Source organism: Rhodococcus cerastii, assembly GCF_033042195.1.
In the GTDB taxonomy this organism is placed as follows: Bacteria; Actinomycetota; Actinomycetes; order Mycobacteriales; family Mycobacteriaceae; genus Rhodococcoides.
In genome coordinates this window covers 74,033-98,915 of the sequence record NZ_JAWLKF010000007.1, presented here as the reverse complement: position 1 = coordinate 98,915, position 24,883 = coordinate 74,033, and the positions used below count along the sequence as shown (strand labels likewise).

General features: G+C 65.2%; 22 protein-coding genes. 13 read left to right on the top strand and 9 right to left on the bottom strand.

Annotated features, from left to right (window positions below; translation table 11 throughout):
• Positions 1 to 98: 98 nt before the first annotated feature.
• Together R3P93_RS14490 and R3P93_RS14485 are read right to left on the bottom strand one after the other, a co-directional pair.
• Positions 99 to 650 (bottom strand): hypothetical protein, encoded by a 552-nt coding sequence (locus R3P93_RS14490; RefSeq protein WP_149407542.1) that lies wholly within the window; start codon positions 648 to 650, stop codon positions 99 to 101.
• Positions 650 to 1,588: an Asp23/Gls24 family envelope stress response protein gene (locus R3P93_RS14485; RefSeq protein WP_317533326.1), complete on the bottom strand. Its 939-nt coding sequence runs from the start codon at positions 1,586 to 1,588 to the stop codon at positions 650 to 652. The genes R3P93_RS14490 and R3P93_RS14485 overlap by 1 nt, the downstream gene beginning before the upstream one ends.
• Before the next feature lie 186 nt (positions 1,589 to 1,774).
• Between R3P93_RS14485 and ilvA the strand changes: the two genes are divergently transcribed.
• Positions 1,775 to 2,938, top strand: coding sequence for a threonine ammonia-lyase (gene ilvA / locus R3P93_RS14480; RefSeq protein ID WP_218829037.1), 1,164 nt, complete (start codon positions 1,775 to 1,777; stop codon positions 2,936 to 2,938).
• A gap of 22 nt (positions 2,939 to 2,960) precedes the next feature.
• Here the strand turns inward: ilvA and R3P93_RS14475 are convergent, their stop codons facing one another.
• On the bottom strand, positions 2,961 to 4,097 hold the full coding sequence (locus tag R3P93_RS14475) for an adenine nucleotide alpha hydrolase family protein (RefSeq protein ID WP_317533325.1): 1,137 nt from the start codon (positions 4,095 to 4,097) through the stop codon (positions 2,961 to 2,963).
• A 166-nt stretch (positions 4,098 to 4,263) separates the two neighbouring features.
• On the opposite strand from R3P93_RS14475, the gene R3P93_RS14470 reads away from it, so the two are divergent.
• Genes R3P93_RS14470 through R3P93_RS14460 form a run of 3 tightly spaced genes read left to right on the top strand, consistent with a single transcriptional unit; the run spans position 4,264 to position 9,210 of the window.
• Entirely contained in the window at positions 4,264 to 7,395 is a 3,132-nt protein-coding gene (locus tag R3P93_RS14470; protein ID WP_317533324.1) for an arabinosyltransferase domain-containing protein, read from the top strand.
• 55 nt (positions 7,396 to 7,450) lie between these two features.
• Positions 7,451 to 8,419 carry an ATP-binding cassette domain-containing protein gene (locus tag R3P93_RS14465; protein WP_068052812.1) on the top strand — a complete coding sequence of 323 codons (969 nt, stop codon included), beginning with the start codon at positions 7,451 to 7,453 and terminating at the stop codon, positions 8,417 to 8,419.
• Positions 8,416 to 9,210, top strand: a complete 795-nt coding sequence (locus tag R3P93_RS14460; protein ID WP_094669390.1) for an ABC transporter permease — start codon at positions 8,416 to 8,418, stop codon at positions 9,208 to 9,210. Before R3P93_RS14465 ends, R3P93_RS14460 begins: the two co-directional genes overlap by 4 nt.
• Positions 9,211 to 9,280: 70 nt before the next feature.
• Here R3P93_RS14460 and greA read toward each other — a convergent pair whose 3' ends face one another.
• Positions 9,281 to 9,775, bottom strand: a complete 495-nt coding sequence (greA, locus tag R3P93_RS14455; protein WP_032394210.1) for a transcription elongation factor GreA — start codon at positions 9,773 to 9,775, stop codon at positions 9,281 to 9,283.
• Between the two features lie 225 nt (positions 9,776 to 10,000).
• The gene (locus tag R3P93_RS14450) at positions 10,001 to 10,441 is read right to left on the bottom strand and encodes a DUF4307 domain-containing protein (RefSeq protein ID WP_068052817.1); all 441 of its coding nucleotides are present in this window, start codon (positions 10,439 to 10,441) and stop codon (positions 10,001 to 10,003) included.
• A gap of 104 nt (positions 10,442 to 10,545) precedes the next feature.
• Here R3P93_RS14450 and mca point away from each other — a divergent pair, with 104 nt between their 5' ends.
• The 4 genes from mca (at position 10,546) to R3P93_RS14430 (ending at position 14,731) form a co-directional block, all read left to right on the top strand.
• Positions 10,546 to 11,421 carry a mycothiol conjugate amidase Mca gene (gene mca, locus R3P93_RS14445; RefSeq protein WP_176460389.1) on the top strand — a complete coding sequence of 292 codons (876 nt, stop codon included), beginning with the start codon at positions 10,546 to 10,548 and terminating at the stop codon, positions 11,419 to 11,421.
• Positions 11,418 to 11,690 (top strand): hypothetical protein, encoded by a 273-nt coding sequence (locus R3P93_RS14440; protein ID WP_300525448.1) that lies wholly within the window; start codon positions 11,418 to 11,420, stop codon positions 11,688 to 11,690. The genes mca and R3P93_RS14440 overlap by 4 nt, the downstream gene beginning before the upstream one ends.
• Positions 11,690 to 13,699: a thioredoxin domain-containing protein gene (locus R3P93_RS14435; RefSeq protein ID WP_317533323.1), complete on the top strand. Its 2,010-nt coding sequence runs from the start codon at positions 11,690 to 11,692 to the stop codon at positions 13,697 to 13,699. The genes R3P93_RS14440 and R3P93_RS14435 overlap by 1 nt, the downstream gene beginning before the upstream one ends.
• 96 nt (positions 13,700 to 13,795) lie before the next feature.
• Positions 13,796 to 14,731 (top strand): sensor domain-containing diguanylate cyclase, encoded by a 936-nt coding sequence (locus R3P93_RS14430; protein ID WP_317533322.1) that lies wholly within the window; start codon positions 13,796 to 13,798, stop codon positions 14,729 to 14,731.
• Positions 14,732 to 14,737: 6 nt separating this feature from the next.
• Here R3P93_RS14430 and trhA read toward each other — a convergent pair whose 3' ends face one another.
• Positions 14,738 to 15,403 carry a PAQR family membrane homeostasis protein TrhA gene (gene trhA / locus R3P93_RS14425; protein ID WP_068052828.1) on the bottom strand — a complete coding sequence of 222 codons (666 nt, stop codon included), beginning with the start codon at positions 15,401 to 15,403 and terminating at the stop codon, positions 14,738 to 14,740.
• Positions 15,404 to 15,549: 146 nt separating this feature from the next.
• On the opposite strand from trhA, the gene R3P93_RS14420 reads away from it, so the two are divergent.
• Entirely contained in the window at positions 15,550 to 16,332 is a 783-nt protein-coding gene (locus R3P93_RS14420; RefSeq protein WP_037191390.1) for an isoprenyl transferase, read from the top strand.
• 3 nt (positions 16,333 to 16,335) lie between these two features.
• Here the strand turns inward: R3P93_RS14420 and coaA are convergent, their stop codons facing one another.
• Positions 16,336 to 17,259 carry a type I pantothenate kinase gene (coaA, locus tag R3P93_RS14415; RefSeq protein WP_037191653.1) on the bottom strand — a complete coding sequence of 308 codons (924 nt, stop codon included), beginning with the start codon at positions 17,257 to 17,259 and terminating at the stop codon, positions 16,336 to 16,338.
• A 165-nt stretch (positions 17,260 to 17,424) separates the two neighbouring features.
• Between coaA and R3P93_RS14410 the strand changes: the two genes are divergently transcribed.
• The 3 genes from R3P93_RS14410 to R3P93_RS14400 all read left to right on the top strand — a co-directional run bounded on the left by R3P93_RS14410 (position 17,425) and on the right by R3P93_RS14400 (position 21,808).
• Positions 17,425 to 18,621, top strand: a complete 1,197-nt coding sequence (locus R3P93_RS14410) for a DUF885 domain-containing protein (RefSeq protein ID WP_317533321.1) — start codon at positions 17,425 to 17,427, stop codon at positions 18,619 to 18,621.
• Between the two features lie 46 nt (positions 18,622 to 18,667).
• Positions 18,668 to 19,951: a serine hydroxymethyltransferase gene (gene glyA / locus R3P93_RS14405; protein ID WP_037191396.1), complete on the top strand. Its 1,284-nt coding sequence runs from the start codon at positions 18,668 to 18,670 to the stop codon at positions 19,949 to 19,951.
• A 531-nt stretch (positions 19,952 to 20,482) separates the two neighbouring features.
• Positions 20,483 to 21,808 (top strand): PhoH family protein, encoded by a 1,326-nt coding sequence (locus tag R3P93_RS14400; RefSeq protein WP_170945933.1) that lies wholly within the window; start codon positions 20,483 to 20,485, stop codon positions 21,806 to 21,808.
• 86 nt (positions 21,809 to 21,894) lie between these two features.
• Here R3P93_RS14400 and R3P93_RS14395 read toward each other — a convergent pair whose 3' ends face one another.
• Positions 21,895 to 22,302 (bottom strand): limonene-1,2-epoxide hydrolase family protein, encoded by a 408-nt coding sequence (locus R3P93_RS14395; RefSeq protein WP_317533320.1) that lies wholly within the window; start codon positions 22,300 to 22,302, stop codon positions 21,895 to 21,897.
• A complete protein-coding gene (locus R3P93_RS14390) occupies positions 22,299 to 23,891 on the bottom strand; it encodes a serine hydrolase (protein WP_394855308.1) in 1,593 nt (530 codons plus the stop codon). The genes R3P93_RS14395 and R3P93_RS14390 overlap by 4 nt, the downstream gene beginning before the upstream one ends.
• Before the next feature lie 129 nt (positions 23,892 to 24,020).
• Between R3P93_RS14390 and R3P93_RS14385 the strand changes: the two genes are divergently transcribed.
• Positions 24,021 to 24,878 carry an acyl-ACP desaturase gene (locus tag R3P93_RS14385; protein ID WP_317533318.1) on the top strand — a complete coding sequence of 286 codons (858 nt, stop codon included), beginning with the start codon at positions 24,021 to 24,023 and terminating at the stop codon, positions 24,876 to 24,878.
• Positions 24,879 to 24,883 lie beyond the last annotated feature (5 nt).

The window sequence follows — 24,883 nt, the reverse complement described above, 5'->3', positions numbered from 1 at the left end:
GCGGATCTTCCCTGCTTCGGGCCGTGTATCGACACCGTACCGGTGAATCCGACAGAAGGGACAGGTGGCCAGGCCTGTCGCAACGCTGCGCGGCCGCGCTACCGCCGCTTGTCGACGTGCAGTTGAATGCGAGTGGCGACGTGTGCACCGGCGAGTGATTCGGCCACGAAGGCGGCACGGGCTTCGGCCCGGGCGGTGAAGGCCACGACATCGAAATCGGCTGCAGCATGGACCGATACGGTGATGGTGGGCATTCCCCGATCGTCGATCGCCGTACCGCGGGCGCGTCGGACACCGGGGAACTCGGCCAGCTCCGCGGCGACGCCCGACGCGATGGCGCTCAGGTCCACGTGCGCCGAGAAGTGGGGCTTCTCGATGACGCTTGCCGTTCCGGTCGTGCGCGGAGAGAAGTTGCCGACCAACAGAAGCAGTGCCAGGACAACGGAGATGCAGCCGACCACGGCCAGGGTCGGCACCCACCAGCCCTGTTCCGGTAGGGCGGCGATTCGCGCACGATCGAAGCGAGAGAGCATCTCTCGTGCCCAGGGGACGTCGTAATGCCAGGCCAGCGCGAAGCTACCTCCCGCGATCAACCCGGCCCCGGCCGCGATGGCGAGGAGTCGGTCGACACCGGCAACGAAGGTCTTCATCACGAGACCCTCGTCGGTGCTGCCACCGACTGCTTCACCGTCAGCCGGCGCTCGCCCGCAGCAACGGACAGCACAGGAGCGAGTGCCTCGCGCACGCCGACGTCGATACGGTCGGCATCGTACGCAGCGTCACGCTCTACCCGAACTTCGATCTTCTTCCGGGTGACGACGGTGTGCGCGTCCACGACTCCGCGGGTCGACTGTGCTGCAGCACTGCACAATCGAGCGATGTCGGTCGGCGTGGCCCACACGGTCGACGCCGACTCGCCCAGGCCGGAATGCGTTCTCGTTCGGGGCTTGACCCCGATGAACACGACGAACAACCCGACGACGGCGGCTCCGGTCGCGGCGGCGATCATCCAACTCTGCCAGTGCAATCGGGAGATCCAGGACACCGCGTCGGCGATCCACGGGCTACCACCGAGGTTGCCGTGTGCGATCAGGAATTCCCGGCCGGCGACAAAGGCCACACCGAGGAGGGCGAACCCGAACAACAGTGCCAACGGCATCGCGGCCGGGCCAGCAGTGGGTGGTCGAGGTGAGATGGGCTGCGATGCTTCGGTATTCGAGGTGGGCGAGGGGCCGGTGTCCAGTGTGGTGTCCGATACCAGGACGTTCACTCGATGCACGTGCAGGCCCGTCATCGTCGCCAACGCGGCCTCGACGGTGGCGTGCACGGATTCGGTCACCTCGGTGATCTGCGACGGCCAGGTCACCCCGATGTAGAGGTTGACGGCAATCGTGTCCTCGCCGAGGGTGACGTCGGCGCGGGGGAGTTCTCGCCCGGTCAGTCGCGACAAGCCGCCGGTGGTGCGCGTGACCCGAGGATCCTTCGATGCCGCCGCGATGGCAGTCCGCGACATGGCCCGATCCTTGATCTCGACGCTGCCACGCACTTCGCGGCCGTCGTCGACCTCGTCGGATCCAGCCTGCGTCATGTTCAGAGAATCCTTTGCGCCCGTCGCGGCTCGCCGTGGTGCGGCACGCGCTCCACAACTGTAGTGACGACCGGTGGCGGATGACGTCACGAGAGTAATTGTTCCTGGCATACTGCGACCGTGTCGGAAATTGTGCGGGTGACCGCGTCGGATATCGCGTCGGCCGAGGAGCTGCTGGAGCCGGTCATGCGCCGGACCCCTGTGGTGGCCTCGCGAATTCTGTCGGACCTGACCGGCCACGAGGTGCGGCTCAAGTGCGAGAACCTGCAGCGCACCGGATCGTTCAAGCCGCGCGGGGCGTACAACCGCATTGCCCGGCTCGACGCCGAGCAGCGCGCCCGCGGTGTCGTCGCGGCCAGCGCGGGCAATCACGCTCAGGGTGTGGCGTGGGCCGCCTCTCAGGTTGGGATCGACTCGACGGTGTTCATGCCGGTAGGCGTGTCGCTACCGAAGCTCGTCGCCACCAAGGCCTACGGCGCGACTGTTCATCTGGTGGGCAACACGGTGGACGAGGCGCTGAAGTCGGCGAGGGAATTCGCCGAACGCACCGGTGCCACTCTCATTCATCCGTTCGACCACCTCGACATCGTCGCGGGGCAGGCGACGTTGGGTACCGAACTGCTGCAGCAGATGCCGGACGTCGGCACCATCGTGATCCCCACCGGCGGCGGTGGACTGTTGGCCGGTGTCGCCGCCGCGGTGAAGCTGACCAAGCCCGGTATCAGGATCGTCGGCGTGCAGGCCGAGGGTGCTGCCGCGTGGCCTGCATCGCTGAAGGCGGGTCATCCGATCGCGTTGACATCGATGTCGACGATGGCCGACGGCATCGCGATCGGCCTGCCCGGATCGGTGCCGTTCGATCACGTGCAGGGATGGGTCGACGACGTGGTGACCGTCAGCGAGGATGCGCTGTCGCGGGCGTTGGTGCTGTGCATCGAACGCGCGAAACTGATCGTGGAACCGGCCGGGGCGGCAGCGGTGGCAGCGCTGATGACGCATTCCGCGGACGAGCTCGGATTGACCGGTTCGGTGTGCGCCGTCCTCTCCGGCGGAAACATCGACCCGCTGCTGCTCACCCACGTCATCACTCATGGTCTCCGGGCGGGTGGACGCTATCTCGCTGTGCGCGTGACGATTTCGGACAAGCCGGGCGGACTCACCGGGGTGCTCGGCGTGGTGCGCGACGCCGGTGCCAGCGTTGTCGACGTCGTCCACTCCCGTACGGGCGGACGCCTGGGGCTCGAGGAGGTCGACGTGATGTTGACCGTCGAGACCCGCGGACCGGACCACCGCGGCTCGGTGCTCGATGCTCTCGGTGCGGCCGGATACGCAGTGCACGTGGAGAACTGACCTGCTGGTCGACACAACCGATTCAACGCCGCAGACTTCGACGGATCACCTGGCCGATATACGAACCTGCACTACGCACGTAGAGAAGCGCCGGGGTCCAATGGCTTCGGCGTATTGCTGTGTTCACGGCCCGCTGCAGTTCTGTGTCGGTGACACCGGCATCCTGCATCGCCGCGAGTGAGGTTCTCAGGTAGCCGCGATCGCGGCTTCTCATGTGCATTCGAGCCACAGCGCGCACATCCATGGTTTCGGGGAAAGTCGTGCACCGCGCACCCGCGGCCGCCAGCCCGATCTGGGTGCGAACGCATTTGGCACATCGGCCGCAATTGAATTCCCCGTCGAGGTTCTCCCAGCAGACCCGCAAATGGTTCATCGCGGTCCGGTTCTCGCCGATTCGACGAATTTTGCCCAAACGGTGCAGATCGAGTTCGTGATGCTCGAAGGCGACCGAGCTACTCGACCACAACGGGTCGAGGTCGGGATGAGAGCCCCACGGTGCGAGTTCCTCGCGGCAGTTCGAGGACGGGATGATGACGGTGCTCAGGTGCTGCGACAACGCCAGACCGACGTGCGCCAACGCGGCACCGTGGAAGTCGTATCCCCAATCGAGAGGCAGTCGGTCGGCGAAGGCCGACCTGATCGTGGTCTTCACCTCGATCAACGGCTTTCCCAATTCCGCCGCCGACTCTCGGGCTCCGGCCAAGGCTCTGGCCGCCAAACTCTCGTCGTCGATACCGATATCGAAACCGTGCACGAAGACCAGGTGGGTGATGCGGTCGGATTCCATGATTGCCGAGTAGAAGCTGTCGACGCCCCCGCTGAAGAAACAACCCACTCCCGTCGCGCCGGTGGCAACGCGGCCGGGTTCCGCCGACATCGATACCTCTCGAAAACGCTTGGGATACCAGTCCAGGAAGATCTTCTGAGCCTCGGATGCACCTCGAAGTGCCGTCGAATCCACGGGTCCGTCGAAAGCGACATCCCACCCTTTGCGCATCCCGGCGGTCAGGAGCGGAGGAAGCCAGGGATTGGAGGAATGGTCCAGCGAGTAATTCGACTCGGTTCTCACTCGCACTTCGACGCCCGATGGGGTCGTTATTCGCGCGGCAATGGAATCAGCACCGGTGTCGTCGACATGCACCGTCATCGGGCTGATCATCGGGCTGAGTGTGCCACAGCGAAGGTTGTCCGAACCGGAGTATCGGTCGGAAGGAAACTGTTCTGCGTCGAGCACATTTCCGCACGATCAGCGTGCCGGGTTCGCTCGACCCCGGCTGGTACCTTGATCAGCGACTTGGACCAGGACATCGGTGGGAGATATTTGCATGGCTCGGCTCGTCGCGATCGTCTCCGCAGTCCTGGGAATCCTGCTGACGATCGCGATACCGCTGTTGCCGATCGAGCAGCAACAGTCCTCCCTGACGTGGCCGCAGTCGGACACGATCGCCAGTGTCGAGGCTCCGCTCGTCGGATACACCCCGATCAGCGTCGACGCGACCGTCCCGTGTGCTGCCGCGAATCTGTTGCCCGACGGCGGGCTGTTGCTGTCGACCTCGCCCGAGGGATCGCCCGACGCCTATCGCTACGGTCTCGTCACCGAGGTCACGGGTGGTGAGGCATCGCAACTGAAGGTGACGTTGCGTGATTCCGTTATCCTAGAGAAGCCGATCTCGGAGCTGAGCCCTTCGACTGCGGACGACTGCGCGTTGACGATCACCTCGAACGGCACGGCGACCACCGTCGGGCTGACCGGTGCCGACACCGTGACGCGCGAGGGCGATGTTCGGCCGCAGCTGGTCGGAGTGTTCAGCGATCTTCGCGGCACCGTCGACGGTCTGACGCTGACAGCGCAGCTCGACAGTCGATTCTCGTCCACACCCAGTGCGCTGAAGTGGTTCGCGATGATCGTCGGGGTCCTCGCCACGGGCATCTCGCTGGTGGCGCTGCACCGCCTCGACCTGTCCGACGGCCGACGTGCCCGACGGTTCCTGCCGCGTCGCTGGTGGACGTTCGGTGCTGCCGATGCGGTGGTGATCGGGACGTTGCTGGTGTGGCATCTGATCGGCGCGAACACCTCCGACGACGGCTACCAGCTGGGCATGGCGCGTACGGCCGATCACGCCGGGTACATGGCCAACTACTTCCGCTACTTCGGTGTGCCCGAGACACCGTTCGGTACGCCGCTGTACGACATGTTCGGAATCATGTCGCACGTCTCGACGGCCAGTGTCTGGATGCGCCTGCAGACGCTGATCTGCGCGGTCGTGGCGTGGCTCGTCATCAGTCGCGAGGTGATTCCGCGGTTCGGTGCTGCGGCTCGCGCCTCGAAGACTGCCCTGTGGACCGGCGGGCTGGTGCTGCTCGCGTTCTGGCTGCCGTACAACAACGGCCTGCGTCCGGAGCCGTTCGTGGCGCTCGGAGTACTACTGACGTGGTGTTCGGTGGAGCGCTCGATCGCGACCCGCAGGTTGCTGCCCGCGGCCGCGGCGATACTCATCGCGGCGTTGACGGTCACGTGCGGCCCCTCCGGTTTCATCTGCTTCGCACCGCTGATCGCCGGGGCTCGGCCGGTGTTGCAGATCGTCGTCGCCCGCGCCCGGGAGTTCGGCAGTACCGCACTGGGCGCGCTGACACTGCTCGCCCCGCTGATCGCGTCGGGCACGGTGGTTCTGGTGTTCGCATTCGGCAACCAGACCGTGGCAGGCATGCTCGAGATGCAGCGGGTGCACAACGCGGCCGGGCCGAGCCAGGCCTGGTTCGACGAGTACCTGCGCTACCAGTGGCTGATGAACATGGACATCGACGGCTCGCTCGCGCGCCGCTTCGGAGTGTTCGTGATGATCGTCTCGCTGATCGCGGTCGTCGTCGCCATGCTGCGCAAGGGCGGCAAGATCCCCGGTACCGCAACGGGACCGGCGCGGCGGATCGTCGGCATCACCGTCGGGGCTATGGCCTTGATGATGATCACCCCTACCAAGTGGACCCACCACTTCGGGGTCTTCGCCGGACTCGCCGCATCGGTTGCGGTGCTCGCAGCCGTGGCGACCGGCGCGGCGGTACTGCGATCGCGGCGCAACCGACTGCTGTTCGCCGCGTCGGTCTCGTTCGTGATGGCCGTCGCGTTCACCGGAACCAACGGGTACTGGTACGTCTCGGCCTGGGGAGTTCCGTTCTGGGACAAGCCGATCCTCGTTGCCGGTCTCGGCATCTCGACCATGTTCCTCGGCCTGACCCTGCTGCTGTTGCTCGCAGCCGTCTGGTTCCATCTCCGCGCGCCGTACGTGCGCACCGACAAACCGATGGCGCGATGGTGGTCGGTGCCGCCGATCGCTGTCGGGGCAGCACTGATGGTGCTGGTGGCCGTCGCGTCGATGGCCAAGGGTGCCGTGGCGCAGTGGCCGTCGTACTCGGTCGCGAAATCGAATCTCTCGGCGCTTGCCGGCGACACGTGCGGCCTTGCCAACGACGTGTTGCTCGAGACGAACCCCAATGCCGATGTGCTGCAACCGGTCACCGGGGATGCGTTCGCCGCGCTGGGCGAAGAGAACGACGGGTTCACCCCCGACGGTGTGGCGGGCGATCTCACCGCAGACAAGGAGTCCTCGGCGTCGGGTACCTCGAACACCGTCGACACCGACGAGCAGCAGCAGCCGACGTCGACCACCGGGGCCGGAACCGGCGGTAGCGCATTGCCGTTCGGCCTCGATCCGGCCACCGTGCCGGTGCTCGGTTCGTTCGGATCCGACGCCCCCGCCACGTTGACGACCGGCTGGTACGCGCTGCCTGCCGATCCCGGCGACCTGATCTCGATCGCCGCTGCCGGACGCATCCGCTCGGTGGACTCCGACGGCATCGTCACGTACGGGCAGAGCCTCGAACTCGAGTACGGAGTCGACGGGCAGGCGCAGGGTCGGGTGACCCCCATCGACATCGGCCCGACGCCGTCGTGGCGCAACCTGCGTGTGCCGATGGATCAGATTCCGAACGGTGCCAACACGATTCGGCTCGTGCTGGCCGACAACGATCGAGATTCCGACCAGTGGTTGGCGATCACGCCGCCGCGGGTTCCGCGTACCCAGACGTTGAACGAGGTCGTCGGCCGTGACGCTCCGGTGATGCTGGACTGGGAGGTCGGCTTCAACTTCCCCTGCCAGCATCCGTTCGATCACCGCCTCGGGGTCGCCGAAGTTCCGCAGTACCGGGTGCTGCCGGACCGCAGCGGTGCCGTCATCACCAACGCGTGGCAGGACCACTTCGGCGGTGGGCCGCTCGGGTGGATCGACATCGTCGCCTCCGCCCGCACCATCCCGTCGTATCTTGACGGCGACTGGGACCGCGACTGGGGATCGATCGAGCAGTACATCCCGTACGACGAGACGGCGCAGGCGGCGCAGATCACAGCAGAAGAGGTCCAGCGTTCGGGTCTGTGGACGCCCGGTCCGATCAAGACCGGTTAATCTCTACGCGTTCGGAAGTCCTTACACCGACCAGTAGAGAAACGGGGAGAGGGCCATGGCGAACGCTATAGAAGTAGAGGACCTCGTACTTCGGTACGGCAAGAACGTCGCGCTCGACGGGATCGATTTCACCGTTCCCGAGGGCACGGTGCTGGGTGTGCTCGGCCCCAACGGCGCGGGAAAGACCACGGCGGTCCGTATTCTCGCCACCTTGCTGCAAGCGACATCCGGCTCGGCCCGGATCTTCGGGCTCGACGTGGCGACGCAGGCCAACGAGGTGCGCAGCACGATCGGGCTGACCGGTCAGTTCGCGGCCGTGGACGAGTACCTGACCGGGTACGAGAATCTCGAGATGGTCGGCCGACTGTTCGGCCTACGCAAGGCCGAGGCCAAGAAGCGGGCCGACGAACTGCTCGCACGATTCGACCTGGAATACGCACGTGACCGGACAGCCAAGCAGTACTCGGGAGGTATGCGTCGGCGACTCGACATCGCGGCCAGCCTGATCGGTCGACCACGGGTGGTGTTCCTCGACGAACCGACCACCGGACTCGATCCACGTAGTCGAATCACCATGTGGGAGTTCATCGCAGATCTCGTTCGCGACGGCACGACCATTCTGTTGACCACCCAGTACTTGGAGGAGGCCGACCGGTTGGCCGATTCGATCATCGTGCTGAACAAGGGCAAGATCATCGCGCGTGGCACGGCCGACGAGCTCAAGGCCCAAACCGGCGGCGAGCGAGTCGAATTCGTGTTGACCGATCGGTCCCAGGCCGAGCGAGCGATGCAGATCCTCGCTCCGATCGGCGTCGAGCCACCCACCCTCGACGATCAGGTGGGCCGGATCGTCATGCCCGTCAACGGGGGATCGAAGGACCTGTCCACGGCGCTGGCCCAGCTGGAGGACAACGGAATCGGAGTCGTCGACGTCGGTCTTCGGCGACCGAACCTCGACGATGTGTTCCTGAGTCTGACCGGTCAGACCACCGGCGAACCCGAGACGGCGGAGGAAGAGAAATGAGCAACGTTCTTCTGGATTCCGCGATCATCACCAAGCGAAATCTGATCAAGCTCAAGCGAGTTCCCGACCTACTGTTCTTCGCGACGCTCTCGCCGATCATGTTCGTCCTGCTGTTCGCGTACGTCTTCGGTAGTGCGATCGATGTCCCCGGAATCGACTACAAGAGCTTCCTGATGGGCGGCATCTTCGTACAGACGATGATCTTCGGTGCCTCCCTCACCGGGTCGTCGCTGGCCGAGGATCTGCAGAAGGGCGTGATGGATCGGTTCCGGTCGTTGCCGATGGCACGATCGGCCGTGGTGATCGGGCGGACCGCAGCGGATGTCGGCAACAACCTCGTCACCATCACGATCATGTCGCTCACCGGACTCCTCGTGGGGTGGCGCATCACGTCCTCGTTCTTCGACGCCCTGCTGGGGTACGTGCTGCTGTTGTTGTTCGCGTACTCGATCTCGTGGGTGATGGCCCTGGTTGGTCTGATCGTGCGGTCGCCCGAGATCTTCAACAACGCGTCGTTCATCGTGATCTTCCCGTTGACGTTCATCGCCAACACCTTCGTCCCGATCGACAATTTCCCCACCGTGCTCAAGACCATCGCGGAGTGGAATCCGATCTCGTCGGTGACGTTGGCGGTGCGAGAGCAGTTCGGCAACACCAACCCGATGGCACCGCCGCCGGAGGTGTGGCCACTGCAGAACCCCGTGCTCTACACCCTGATCTGGGTCGTGTTGATGCTCGTGGTGTTCGTGCCGCTGTCGGTGCGCAAGTACCAGAAGACGATGACCGCCTGACATCCACGCAGAAAAGCACCCCCGGTCGCTCGGCGACCGGGGGTGCTTTCATGTCTTCTCGTGAGCAGGCCTAGGTGTGGTACGGCTCCGCGCTGACGAGGGTGACCTTCATGGTCTTGCCGTTGGGCAGCGTGTACTCACGGGTGTCGCCGACCTTGGCGTCGATGAGCGATCCGCCCAGCGGTGACGCGGGGGAGTACACCTCGAGCTTGTTGTCGCGGGCACCCTCTTCGCGGGTGGCGATCAGGAACGTCTCGGTATCGGACTCGTCGCCGTCGTAGTAGACCTTGACGACCGAGCCGGGCAGTGCGACACCGGACTGGGTGGGTGCCTCGCCGACCTTCGCGTTGTTGAGCAGCTCCTGCAGCTGGCGGATACGTGCTTCCTGCTGGCCCTGCTCTTCGCGCGCAGCGTGGTAGCCGCCGTTCTCCTTCAGATCGCCCTCTTCGCGACGCTCGTTGATCTCGGCGGCGATGACGGGGCGATTGGAAATGAGCTGGTCGAGTTCGCTCTTGAGCCTGTCGTGTGATTCCTGGGTAAGCCAGGTCACCTGGGTCTCGGTCATCTCGATCACTCCCTCGTAGTCGGAATCTCGAGCTCGGATTCCGGTTTCTGAGCAGGTAGGGCACGCAACGAACAGGGGACTCCAATGGTTGGATCCCCTTGGTCGGCCCACATCCTGGAGCCGTCGTCATCGTTCGCAGGTGAACCCTGCCCGCAATGCAGCAATACACGGCACCTTCTGCGGTGGCCGTGTATGACCCGACCTTACCACGAACAGGCAGTTCGCCTATCGGGCTCGTAAATATTCGGGAACATCGAGGGTGCAGCCGTAGACGTCGCCGACGGCAGGGGCGGCCGACGTCGTCACCTCGGTGGTCATCTCCACGGTGGTGGACGCCGACTCCGGTGGGATGTACACCTCGCGCCTGCCGGTTTCGGAGCCGTCGCGCGAGCGAGCGCGGACGATGCAGACAGCGGGCTGCTCGGGATCCTGCCGGGTGACGCTGAACCTGATCGACATCGTGTCCTCGTCGACGATGTCGAACGAGAGCTGACTGCCCTCGATCGGTTTGACCGAGAACTTGCTGTACGCGTAGTAGGCCACGCCCAGCCCGACCAGCAGGACCAGTGCCACCAGTGCGATCTTCGTCGCACGTTTGGGGGCCTGTCGAATACCGCTCGGGCCTGAACCCGACGGGTATCTACCTGCGGGAAGTGCGTTGGTCATGGCCGCTCTCGGGATCGATTCGGGGGTGCCGCTGGGGGCCTGTCGGCGTCAGATGGAACTATAGGGGCAGGCAAGAATCAGGCGAATCCGAGGTGAGGAAGAACGTGTCCGGACTGCGGCTCATGGCAGTGCATGCCCATCCCGACGACGAATCCAGCAAAGGCGCTGCGACAACGGCTCGCTACGCAGCCGAAGGACACGATGTTCTGGTCGTCACCCTGACCGGTGGCGAGCGGGGAGACATCCTCAATCCGGCGATGGACATTCCGGGCGTGCACGAGCGCATCCACGAGGTTCGGCGTGAGGAGATGGCCGAGGCCGCCCGAGTGCTGGGCGTGCAGCAGACGTGGCTCGGGTTCGAGGACTCCGGGTTGCCCGAGGGCGATCCGCTCCCGCCGCTTCCCGACGGCTGTTTCGCGTTGGTCCCGTTGGAGGTCTCGACCGAGGCGCTCGTGAAGGTGGTTCGCGAGTTCAAGCCGCACGTCATCACCACGTACGACGAACGCGGCGGGTACCCGCACCCGGACCACATCCGGTGCCACGAGGTCTCGATGGCGGCATGGGAGGCAGCGGGCGATCCCGAACGCTTCCCCGACGCCGGTGAGCCCTGGACTCCGCTCAAGCTGTACTACTCCCACGGCTTCATCCGTAAGCGCATGCAGCTGTTCCACGACTGGTTCATCGATCGCGGCGAGGAGAGCCCGTTCGTGGACTGGCTGAAGCGGTGGGACGGCCAGCGCGACGAGATCATCGGCCGCATCACCACTCAGGTCACCGTCGGTGACTGGTTCGAGCAGCGCGACGACGCCCTACGCGCACACGCGACGCAGATCGATCCCAACGGCTCGTTCTTCGCCGTGCCGCTGGACGTGCAGCGCAAGCTGTGGCCCACCGAAGAGTTCGAGCTGGCCCGCACTCGGGTCACGACGTCGCTGCCCGAGACGGACCTGTTCGCCGGAATAGAAGAGACCGACAAATGATCGTTTCGATCCTCGCCCAGCAGCCGACCGGTCCCGAATTCGGTAAGTCCTCGCCCATCGGTCTGGTGATCCTGGTCGCGCTGTTGGTCGGAACGGCACTGCTGATCTGGTCCATGAACAAGAAGATCAAGCGTCTGCCCGCCACGTTCGAGCAGGAGGATCCGACGTTGGATCAGGCTCTCGACGAGGGCACCGATCGCGGCGGATTGGCAGATCCGTTTCCACCGGAACAGAACCGAACCAAACCCGTCGTCTCCGACGAGCCCTGATGCTCGACGCCAATGCCCTCGGTGAGTCCACCAGCCCGTATCTGAAGCAACATGCGGACAACCCGGTGCACTGGCAGCAGTGGGGACCGCAGGCACTGCAGTCCGCTCGCGATCGCGATGTTCCGATCCTGCTGTCGATCGGATACTCGGCGTGCCACTGGTGCCATGTCATGGCACACGAGTCGTTCGAGGACGAGGCGACCGCGGCGCTGATGAATGAGAATTTCGTGTGCATCAAGGTCGATCGCGAGGAACGACCCGACCTGGACGCGGTGTACATGAACGCCACCGTTGCGATGACCGGCCAGGGCGGGTGGCCGATGACGTGCTTCCTGACCCCCGACACCGAACCCTTCTACTGCGGTACCTACTTTCCGCCGGCTCCGCGTCAGGGAATGCCGTCGTTCCAGCAGTTGCTCACCGCGATCGCCGACACCTGGTCGACGCGGCGACAGGAGGTGTTCGACGCCTCCGCCGACATCGTCACCGAACTTCGCAAGCACAGTGCAGGCGTGCCCGCAGGCGGTCGCCCTATCGACGCCGATGCATTGGCGGCCTCGGTCTCCGCGATCTGCGCCGACGAGGACACCCTCTACGGCGGCTTCGGCCGGGCACCGAAGTTCCCGCCCGGCGCGTTGCTCGAAGGTCTGCTCCGGCACTACGAGCGCACCGGCGACTCCGAGGTTCTCGGCGTCGTGCGCCGTACCGCGTCGGCCATGGCGCGCGGGGGTATCTACGACCAACTGGGCGGGGGATTCGCGCGCTACTCCGTCGATGCCGAGTGGATCGTCCCGCACTTCGAGAAGATGCTCTACGACAACGCTCTGCTGTTGCGGTTCTACGCGCACGCAGCGCGAGTCGACGACGATGCGCTCGCCCGGCGGGTGGCGTCGGACACCGCGGAGTTCATGCTGCGTGAATTACGCACGGCCAACGGCTGTTTCGCGTCGGCACTCGATGCCGACACCGAGGGCATCGAGGGTCTGACGTATGCGTGGACTCCGGAGCAACTGACCGAGACACTCGGCTTCGAGGACGGTGTGTGGGCAGCAGGGCTGTTCGCGGTGAACTCGGCAGGCACGTTCGAGGCCGGCATGTCGGTCTTGCAGCTGCCCGCCGAACCCGAGGACTACGACCGGTTCGCCCGAGTGCGCAGCACGTTGTTCGCCGCTCGCGCGACTCGGCCGCAACCGGGCCGCGACGACAAGGTCGTCACCGCGTGGAACGGGTTGGCGATCACGGCGTTGGTCGAGGCCGGGACCGGGTTGGGGCAACCGCGATGGGTCGACGCGGCAGTCGAGTGCGGCGAGCAACTGTTCGCCGGCCACGTCGAGTCGGGCCGAGTCCGCCGCGCCTCGCTCGGCAGTGCAGTCGGTGAGGCCACCGGTGTGCTCGAGGACTACGCGGCTCTCGCGGTCGCGGCGGCAGCGTTGTTCCAGGCCACCGGAGACACGGTCTGGACCGAGCGTATGACGTCGATCGTCGATGCCGCGATCGACCACTTCGCCGACCCGGACGACGTCGGCGCGTGGTTCGACACCGCCGACGATGCCGAGACTCTCGTGACCCGGCCTCGTGACCCGATCGACGGGGCCACCCCGTCGGGCGCGTCGACGATGGCCGAGGCGCTGCTCACCGCGGCGGCGCTGGTCGATCACACCTCCTCGGCGCGGTACGGAGAACTGGCGGCTGCGTCGCTGGCACGATCGGCCTCGATTCTCGAACGAGCACCCAGGTCCGGTGGCCACTGGTTGGCGGTCGCGGAAGCGTCCGTTCGCGGTCCCATTCAGGTCGCGGTGTCGACGGCACCCGGCGGTGACCTGCTCTCGGCCGTCCGGGCTCTGGCCCCTGGCGGTTCCGTGGTGGTCGCAGGCGTGACGGATTCGTCGGTGCTGCTGAGCGACCGTCCACCGGTCGACGGCCTCGAAACGGCGTACGTGTGTCGTGGCTTCGTGTGCGACCGTCCTGTGACCTCTGCCGAAGAATTGCCGTTCGCACTGCGGAGTTGACCACGCTCGTCGATGCTTCGACGGAGCAACAGTACTGTTGCCGGGAGTTTCCTCGGCCTGGGGCGGTCGAGCGTCTACCAATGGATCGACGGTGTCATGAGTGAAGGCGTCATGAATGAGGGTGTGGTGCGTGCGGACACCGTGCACGAGGCAGTGACCGACGACCAGCGCGCTGCTGTCGCCCAGTTCGTGGCCGCGGTTCCGATGGCGGCCATGGTGCACTCGATGCACTACGAGGTGGTCGGTGCCAACACCCTGTGCGAGGGCGTGCTCGGGTGCGCCGTGGACGACATGATCGGTCGCCCCGTTGCAGATTTCGTGCCGCTCGGGGATCGCGCGTCGGCGACGCGTATCGCGGTCCAACTCGAGCACCGCTACCCCGAGGCAGGCCCCACCGACCACGGTCGACCGATCGGAGCTCTGCGTCGAGTGCGGCGCGTCGACGGGGAGGTCGTCTCCTGCTGGATGCACGTCGGAATCTCGACGATCGCCGGGCGACGGTTCATCGTCGCACTGCTGGACCTGGTCAATCCCGTCGTCGACGACACCGTTCACTGGCGCGATCGCGCCGAGCGCGACGAACTGACCGGATTGCTGCGACGAGGTCCTCTGCTCGCCCACGTCGACGAATGGATCGCCGAGGATCTGCCGGTTGCCCTGGCCTTCGTCGACGTCGATCGGTTGAAATCCATCAACGACGCGCACGGACATCCGGCAGGTGACGCCGTGCTCGAGGCAGCGGGCCGTCGACTGCACCAGTGGTCGCCGCGCGGGAGCGTCGTCGGCCGATACGCGGGAGACGAATTCGTGTTCGCGGTGACGTTCGACGGGTCGGCGGGCCTCGACACCGCCGAAGTCACCGAATCGGTGCGGTCGGCGATCTGCGGCGAGCCGGTGCCGTTCGGATCGAATCTGCTCGGGGTATCGGTGAGCGTGGGCGTTGCAGTACGTGAGCCGGGGGAGTCGAGAGACCGGCTGATTCAGCGCGCCGACGCACTGATGTACCGAGACAAGGCATCCCGAACCACCTGAGGTCGATCAGAACAGTACGAGCCAGACGGCAACCAGGTGGCAGGTTGCCGCCAATACCGTTGCCGCGTGGAAGAACTCGTGATGGCCGAAGGTCGTCGGCCATGGATTCGGCCACTTGGTGGCGTACAGCACGGCTCCGATGCTGTAGAAGACTCCGCCCACGAGCAGCAAGACGAACGGCGCGTAGCCGACGTGGTCGATCAGCGTGGGTGCGACCGGGACGATCGCCCAGCCGAGGAGCAGGTACAGCGGTACCCCGACCCAGCGGGGAGCGGTGGGCCACAACATCTTCAGGGCCACCCCGGCGAGGGCCCCGGCCCATACGACGACGAGCAACGTGCGTCCGGTGGATCCGGGTAGACCGAGCACTGCGAACGGGGTGTAGCTACCCGCGATGAACAGGAAGATCATCGAATGGTCGGCGCGCTTCATCCAGATCTGCGACGCCGTGGTCTTCCAGTGCACGCGGTGGTAAGTGGCACTGACCCCGAACACGCCGCAGACGGTGATGGAATACACGCTCACGGCCACACCCGCACTGACCGAGACCATGCTGAACGCGAGCGTGACGAGAGTGATCGCGCACACCACCGCCACGCCGAACGCATACAGGTGAATCCAGCCGCGCATGCGAGGTTTGACGGGTATCTCGTCGAGTCCGAACATCGTCATGTCGATTGCCTCCCGTGCCGCCGCCTTGAACCTACGCAACCGTAGGTTCTGACGCTACTGTACCGGCGACCGCCTCGCAGACGTCGGCGTAAGGTGATCCTTCGTGGTGATGAGAGCAGCGGTGACGGGGCAGTGGTGACGAAGCAGTGGTGATCATTCCGCAGAAGGTCCGCGGCGTTCTCTACAACGTGTACGAGCGGCGTCTGCTGAGCCAGCTCGAAGGCGTCCAGCACCCGCGGCACGTTGCGGTGATGTGCGACGGCAATCGCCGCTGGGCTCGCGAGAACGGGTTCACCGACGTCGCGCACGGGCACCGCATGGGCGCACTGAAGATCGCCGAGATGCTCGGCTGGTGTGACGCTGCCGGAATCGAGATGGCGACCATCTACCTGCTCTCCACCGAGAATCTCCGCCGCGACGCCGACGAATTGGATTCGTTGCTCGACATCATCACCGACGTCGTCGAGGAGATCTGCGGACCCGAGATGAACTGGGGAGTCAAACTCGTCGGCACCCTCGATCTGCTGCCCGCGTCGACCGCGCGTCGACTCAAGGAAGCGGCTGCGCTCACCGAGGGACGGTCGGGCACACACGTCAACGTTGCCGTCGGATACGGCGGTCGGCAGGAAATCGCCGACGCCGTGCAGTCCCTGGTGACCGAGAAGATCGCCGAAGGCGTCAGCGGCGACGAGCTGGTGGCGTCGATCAACGTCGACGAGATCGGTAGCCACCTCTACACCTCCGGCCAACCCGATCCGGACCTCGTCATCCGCACCTCGGGCGAACAGCGACTCTCCGGCTTCCTGCTGTGGCAGAGCGCCTACTCGGAAATCTGGTTCACCGAGGCCTACTGGCCCGAATTCCGACGCGTCGACTTCCTGCGGGCGCTGCGTGACTTCGCGGCCAGACATCGGCGCTTCGGTATCTGAGCTCTACAACTTACGAAGCCGCAGCCGGTTGATCGCGTGGTCGTTATCCTTGCGCAGCACCATCGTCGCTCGCGGTCGCGTCGGCAGGATGTTCTCCACCAGATTCGGCAGGTTGATCGAATGCCACAGATCCTCGGCCGCGATCTGCGCGTGGTCGTCGGACAGGCCCGCATAGTGGTGGAAGTGCGAGGACGGGTCGGTGAACGACGTCTTGCGCAATGCCAGAAAGCGTTTGACGTACCAGCTCTCGATGTCCTCTATTCGCGCGTCGACGTAGATCGAGAAGTCGAACAGATCGGAGACCATCAACCGTGGCCCGGTCTGTAATACGTTGAGCCCCTCCACGATCAGGATGTCGGGCTGCCGGACCATGTGGTACTGGCCCTTGACGATGTCGTAGGAGACGTGCGAATAGACCGGTGCGCCCACCTCTTCGGTCCCGGACTTGACCTCGGTGACGAATCTGAGCAACTTGCGCCGGTCGTAGCTCTCGGGAAAACCCTTGCGGTGCAATATGCCTCGACGCATGAGCTCGGCCGTCGGGTACAGGAATCCGTCGGTGGTGACCAGATCGACCCGCGGATGGTGGTCCCACCTGGCCAGGAGTGCCTGCAGCACACGGGCCGTCGTCGACTTTCCGACGGCGACGCTCCCTGCGACACCGATGACGAACGGGACCTGACGGTCGGGGTGCTTCTCACCGAGGAACGTCGCGGTCGCGGCGAACAGCCGTTGCCTGGCCGCGACCTGGAGGTGAATCAGTCGGGCGAGCGGTAGGTAGACCTCGGCCACCTCGTCGAGATCGATCTGTTCACCCAGACCACGCAGACCGACGAGTTCCTCCTCGGTCAGCACCAACGGCGTGGATTGACGCAGCGTGCGCCACTGCACACGGTCGAACTCGACATACGGACTGGACTCGCTCACGCACGACTCCGACCAAAATCGTTCCGCAGGCTCCACTCTTGCCACATCGGAGCTGCAGAGGGTTCGGCTGAGCTCCTGTCGAGCGCGAGTCGCATGGTTCCAGATTGTGCTCGGTGCCGGTGGATCGCGCACGGGCGGGGTCGTTCGCCGTACTAGGGTTCGGATATGGATGCTGCTTCCCTCGTTCGTGAATACCTGTTGCTGGGCCTGAGTTTCGACCGGCTCGAAGACGGTTTCGTCGACGCGTACACCGGCGATCCCGAGTTGCGTCGTATCACCGAGAACGCCCCGGCTCCCGAGCCGCGTGAGCTGATCCGTCGAGCACAGACACTGCGCGCCGAGCTCGGCAACGTCGATCTGACACCCGAGCGCACGACGTTCCTCGACGTCCACCTGCGCGCACTCGAATGCTCGGCGCGCAAGTTCGCAGGCGAGGACATCGGCTTCGTCGACGAGGTGCACGCCTACTTCGACGTCCGAATCTCCGCCGGCGATCAGGACCAGTACCTGCAGGCACACCGCAAGATGGACGAGGTTCTCGCCGGTCCCGGGTCGCTCGGCGAACGGTTGATCGCGCATCGCCGTGCCGACGTCATTCCGGCCGACCGACTACAGGACTGCGTCGAGGCGTTCTCGTCCGCGTTGCGCGACCGCGTCCGCGCCGAATACACGCTGCCCGACACCGAGAAGGTCACCTACGAGGTCGTCGGAGACAAGCCGTGGTCCGGATTCAACTACTACCTCGGCAATTTCCAGTCCACCGTTGCCATCAACTCCGATATCGAACAGCAGATGGCCAACCTGCCGCACCTGATCGCGCACGAGTCCTACCCGGGCCACCACACCGAACACTGCCGCAAGGAGACCGGACTGGTCGGTGCGGGCCAACTCGAGCAGACACTGTTCGTGGTGAACACCCCGCAGTGCCTGATGGCCGAGGGCTTGGCCGATCACGCGCTCGGTGCCGTCGTCGGCGAAGGCTGGGGCCTGTGGGCACAGGAGATCTACGCCGATCTGGGACTGCGATTCGACGGCGAGAAGGCCGAGCGTCTCGCGGCCGCGTCGAGCCAGCTGTTGGGGGTGCGGCAGGACGCCGCGTTGCTGCTGCACGATCAACACAAGAGCGAGGACGACGTGGCCGCCTACCTGGAGCGATGGTCGTTGGCATCGCCGCAGCGCGCCCGGCACAGCCTGCGGTTTCTGTCCTCCCCGCTGTGGCGGGCGTACATCAGCACCTACGTCGAGGGCTACAAGCTGCTCGCCGGCTGGATGGACCGAGGTGAGACGGCCAGTGAGCGCGCGCAACTGTTCGGCAGGCTGCTCGACGAGCCACTGACACCCGGTGCACTGCGCGTCTCGTAAACTGGCCTGGCCCCCTTCATTCTGCTGTCCCTTGGAGACTCCTGTTATGACTGACGTCAACAACCTGTCACTGGCCGAACTCGATCCCGAGGTCGCCGAAGCGATGGCCGGTGAGCTGGGGCGTCAGCGCGACACGCTGGAGATGATCGCCTCGGAGAACTTCGTTCCCCGCGCGGTGCTGCAGGCCCAGGGCAGCGTCCTGACCAACAAGTACGCCGAGGGCTACCCCGGCCGCCGTTACTACGGCGGCTGCGAGCACGTCGACATCGTCGAGGATCTCGCGCGCAACCGCGCCAAGGAACTCTTCGGTGCCGAGTTCGCGAACGTGCAGCCGCACGCCGGAGCGCAGGCCAACGCCGCGGTCCTGATGGCACTGATCAACCCGGGCGACAAGATCATGGGCCTCGACCTCGCCCACGGCGGCCACCTCACGCACGGCATGAAGCTCAACTTCTCGGGCAAGCTCTACGAGGTCGAGTCCTACGGGGTGTCGAAGGAAGACCACCGGATCGACATGGACGAGGTGCGCAAGCAGGCCATCGCCGCCAAGCCGCAGGTGCTCATCGCCGGCTGGTCGGCCTACCCGCGTCACCAGGACTTCGCCGCGTTCCGCTCCATCGCCGACGAAGTGGGCGCACTGCTCTGGGTCGACATGGCGCACTTCGCCGGACTCGTCGCCGCAGGCGTGCACCCCTCACCCGTGCCGTACGCAGACGTCGTCTCCTCCACCGTGCACAAGACCCTCGGCGGACCCCGCTCCGGCATCATCCTGGCCAAGAAGGAATGGGCCAAGAAGCTCAACTCCGCAGTGTTCCCCGGCCAGCAGGGCGGCCCGCTGATGCATGCCATCGCCGCCAAGGCAGTTGCGTTCAAGATCGCTGCGACGCCCGAGTTCAAGGAACGCCAGGAGCGCACCCTCCTCGGTGCATCACTGCTCGCCGAGCGTCTCACCGGTGCCGACGTCGCAGACAAGGGCGTGTCGGTCCTCACCGGCGGCACCGACGTGCACCTCGCTCTGGTGGACCTGCGCAACTCGGAGATGGACGGCCAGCAGGCCGAGGATCTCCTGCACGAGGTCGGCATCACCGTCAACCGCAACGCAGTGCCCTTCGACCCGCGCCCGCCGATGGTCACCTCCGGCCTGCGCATCGGCACCGGCGCACTGGCAACCCGCGGATTCGGCGAAGCCGAGTTCACCGAGGTCGCCGACATCATCGCCACCGCCCTGGCCACCGGTGAAGCCAGCGATTCCCTCAAGGACCGCGTCGTGAAACTGGCACAGAGCAAGCCGCTGTACGAGGGCCTCGAAGACTGGGGATTGCTCGGCTGACGCTGGTTCTTCTGCAGATTCGCCCACCCGGTCCGCGTGCACCCTCGTTCGCGTGCACCCTTGTTTGCGTCAATGGACCATTGCAGTGCTCAGACGTCTGCAGTGGTCCATCCACGCCGGACGCTGATCTGCGTGAATGGACCGTTGCACCGCCCAGACGTATGCAGTGGTCCATTCACCCAACCTCGGTGGATCAATGTGGCTTTCAGTCGATCCGAGTGCAACGAAGTCGCATTGATTCACCCCGGGGGAGGGCACTTTCGACACCGGTCGGCCGGCGACCTGGGGCGATGTCGACGTAACGCGTTGTTCACCGACACGCCAGACTTCCAGCGAGCCGATACCGGATTTCGGCGGTACCGTCGGCAGTAACAGGCAGCGGGGAAGCTACCTGTGCGGGAGGTTCTGATACGTGACTGAGCTAGTGAGCGCGAGAGGGCCGGTACCCGGTCCTCGTGTCACCTGACACATCGGACCCGACCGGCCGAGCGACAGAGTTTGCGCGGTGCCGCGCAGACGTAGGAGCCCCACGTGACCACTTCACGCTCCGTTTCCGCCCCTCTTCGGACATTCGTGCTCGACACCTCGGTCCTGCTGTCGGACCCTTGGGCAGTCATCCGATTCGCCGAGCACAATGTGGTACTCCCGCTGATCGTCATCAGCGAGTTGGAGGGCAAACGCCACCATCACGAATTGGGATGGTTCGCGCGGGAATCCTTGCGCATGCTCGACGACCTGCGCGTAGAATTCGGTCGACTCGACCAGCCGGTTCCTATCGGAACCTCCGGTGGCACACTGCAAGTCGAGCTCAATCACACCGATCCTTCGGTTCTTCCCGTCGGATTCCGCACCGACTCCAACGATTCTCGTATCCTCGCCTGCGCCCTGAATCTGGCGGCCGAGGGCAAGGACGTGGTGTTGGTCAGCAAAGACATTCCGTTGCGCGTCAAGGCCGGTGCTGTCGGTCTCCCCGCCGACGAATACCACGCTCACGACGTCGTTCCCTCCGGTTGGACCGGCATGACCGAGCTCGACGTACCGTCCGATGCGGTCGACACGCTGTTCAACGACGGTGTCATCGACCTGGCGGAGGCGCGAGACCTGCCGTGCCACACCGGAGTTCGACTGCTTGCCGGACGGCAGAGTGCGCTGGGGCGCGTCACGCCGGACAAGCAGATCCAACTCGTTCGCGGTGAGCGTGAGGCGTTCGGTCTGCACGGTCGTTCGGCGGAACAGCGCGTGGCGCTGGATCTTCTGCTCGACGAGAGCATCGGCATCGTCTCGCTCGGCGGAAAGGCAGGCACCGGTAAGTCCGCTCTGGCGCTGACCGCCGGACTCGAGGCCGTTCTCGAACGTCGCTCGCATCGGAAAGTCGTTGTATTCCGGCCTCTCTACGCCGTCGGCGGCCAGGAGCTCGGCTACCTCCCCGGTAGCGAGAGCGAGAAGATGGGCCCCTGGGGTCAGGCGGTCTTCGACACCCTCGAAGGGCTCGCGAGCCCAGAGGTGATGGAGGAGGTCATCGCCCGCGGAATGCTGGAAGTGTTGCCGCTGACGCACATTCGTGGTCGATCGCTGCACGACTCCTTCGTCATCGTCGACGAGGCACAGTCACTCGAGCGCAACGTGCTGCTGACGGTTCTGTCCCGGCTGGGTTCGGGCTCACGCGTCGTACTCACCCACGACGTCGCTCAGCGAGACAACCTCCGCGTCGGACGTCACGACGGCGTTGCCGCAGTGATCGAAAAGCTCAAGGGACACCCACTTTTCGCGCACATCACCCTCACCCGCAGCGAGCGTTCACCGATCGCTGCACTGGTGACGGAAATGCTCGAAGAGTTCGGCCCGTCGGGAGCCTGACCCCCCTCGTGAGCGTGGAGCCTGCGGGTCGTTCCGCAGGCTCCACTCCTGCCTCGTAGCCCACTACGAGGTTTCGCTCACCTGGGTCACCGGCCCACGACGACCCGGAAGATGCCTCGCACAACACCTTTCAGGAAGTCGACGGTGTCGAAGTAGTCCCGCCACACGGCTATTCTGCCGTCGCGCATCTCGAAGGTTCCGCACACCCAGAACTCGATTCGGAGTCGCCGCCAGATCAGGACGTCGGTGCGCTCGGTGAGCACGACATTCCCGTCGGCCGCGATGTTGTGCACGATCACGTCGAAGCCGAACGCAGGTCTGGCCAGCATCGCCACGAACTTGCCCGCGTTCGCGCGGCCGCGCACCTCGGGCAACCCGACGTTGTGCCAGACGATGCGGTTGTCGAGCAGAGACATCGCGCGATCGGTGTCTCGACTTCGCAACGCGTCGAACAGATCCAGCACGGTCTCGGTTGCCTGCTGTGTCTCGGTCATTTCGTGAACCGCCCCAATCCATCGCCGTCGAAGAACTCGAGCGTCAGCGTATTCGCGTCGAACGTCGCTTGGGAAATGGTTCCGTCGGGCGCGTTCTCGCCGGTCGGCTCGAACGTGAACGTGTCACCGTCCCAGGGCGACAACTCGTACGACGTCGAGTTCGGTCCGAGGGACAACAGCAGCTCACCGTTGACCTCCGCCACCGTCGCCGGCCCCCAGTAACTGTTCTGGTACACCCCGGTGTACGACGCGAGAGGTTGTGGCGCTGTGGGATTCGCGGGAGCGGTCTTGCCCGCGAGCTCGCCTTCCGGTTCGCTCATGCCGGCGAACGCATTCTTGTACAGCGTTCGCCAGTCCTCCCGCACCTCACCGAACTGAACGAGGTCTGCGAACTCGGCGGTCACCGTTTCGGCGATACCGAGGGGCGCGGCGTTGGTCAGTACGACGATGGCGACGTCGAGCGACGGAATCCACAGGAAGTTGGTGCCTGCCCCGAGCGCGAACGCTCCCGAGTGGCTCACCGTCGTGCGGCCGGCCGCACTGGTGGAGACGTTGAATCCGTACCCGTAGTAGCCGGAGCGTGAGTCCGGCGTCGCCGACGGGCTCGACACGATCTGCGCACTGACGGCGGGCAGGAGGGCGTCGGGATCGACGATCTCTCGTCCGTCGTGAGTACCGTCGGCCACCAGCATCCTCAGCCACTTCGCGAGATCGTTCACCGAAGAGCTGACGCCACCGGCCGGCGTCTGTGCATCGGGTTCCCGCTGATACTTCGCCTGATACTCGCCGTCGACGAGAACGTGAGGTACGGCCCGGTCGGCCCGCGCGATGTAGTCCGCGAACGACGAGCTGGTCGAGGTCATGCCGAGCGGGCCGTAGATCGTGTCCTGGCTGAGGGTGTCCCAGTCCTTGCCCGACGCCGCAGCGACGGCCTCGGCCGCGGCCGTGATTCCGAAGTTGGTGTAGTGGTACGTCGACCGGAACGGGTCGAGGGGCACCTCCCTGAGGCGTTCGAGAACCTGGCGCCGGTCGTAGCCGAGGTCCTCGAGCAGATCACCGGCATGCTCGGGAAGCCCGCTTCGGTGGGCGTAGAAGTCTCCGACCGTGATGTTCTCCGTCACCCAGGGATCGTCGAGCGCGAACCACGGCAGCTGCGAGACCACCGGCGTAGACCAGTCGACCACGCCCGCTCCCACCTGGGACGCGATGACCGTCGCACCGACCGATTTCGACAGCGAGGCCAACTGGAACACCGAGTCGCCGTCGACGGGGTCGTTCTCACCCACCTCGCGAACGCCGAAGCCCTTCGAGTAGACGACGTCCGAGCCGTGCACGACGGCAATGGCCATACCGGGAATGTTCGACGACGCCATCAACTCCTCGGCGATGCCGTCGAGCTTGCCGACCGCCTCGTCGACGCGGCCGGTCGGAACATCGACGCCTGCGACCTGACCGGGGGAGAGGTCGCTGGGCGGCGCGGGCTCCGATGTCGGCGGACTCTCGGCGGCGGGTGTGTCGTTCGAGCACCCGACCAGCACGACCATCGAGCACACGACAGAAAGACACAGAAAATTTCGCCCCGACCGCATCATGAGGAGTCCTCACTTCGATGACTGGATGCACCTGAGAATAGACCCGCAACGACCTGGCGTTAGGAGAATTCACAATGGTCAGGGGCACGGCGTCGGGCGCTCGGGCGTAGGCGCTACGGTTACCGCATGTCTACGAACCTGTCCGACGGTGATCTGCTGGTCCGTTTGGAGCCCGCGGTCGAAGAGAATCTACGACGCCACATCGAGGCAGCCAGCGACTGGCATCCCCACGATCTCGCGCCGTTCGACGAGGGCAAGAACTTCGCGTTCCTCGGCGGCGAGGACTGGACGCCGGAGCAGTCGCACCTCAGTGATGTCGAAATCCTGTCCGCAACGGTCGGCGTGTTGGTGGCCGACAACCTGCCCGCGTACCACCGCGAATTGGCCCACGCCCTCACCGGTCTCGGAGCCTGGTGGAAGTGGACCGGCCGATGGACGTCGGAGGAGAACCGACAGTCGATCGTGTTGCGCAACTTCCTGGTGCTGACCCGCGCAGTCGATCCGGTCGCCCTCGAGCGCGTTCGGATGGAACACATGACGCTCGGATACGACGCCCCCAGCCAGCATCTGCTCGACATCCTCGCGCATTTCGCCATCGAGGAAGCTGCAGCCTCGCTGCGCAACCGCAACACCGTCGCCCTCGGCAAGGATCCGGTGCTCGCCACCATCCTCGGCCGGATCGCCGACGACGACGCGCTGCAGTCGGCATTCTTCGCCAGCATCCTCGACGAGGCATTCGCCGTGGTGCCCGATCAGGCCGCTCGCGCCATCGCGGACCGGATCAACGGCTTCAAGATTCCCGAGGTCAACCTCCCGGACCGCGGCAGCAGCACCGCCGCGCTCGCCGAAGCCGGAATCTACGACGCCGACCAGGAACGCGACAAGGTGTTCAAGCCGCTGCTCGCAGGCTGGAAGATCTTCGACCGCACCGATCTGGGCGAGGACGGCCTGAAGGCACGCGAGGAACTCGCTCACCTGGCTTGAGGTTC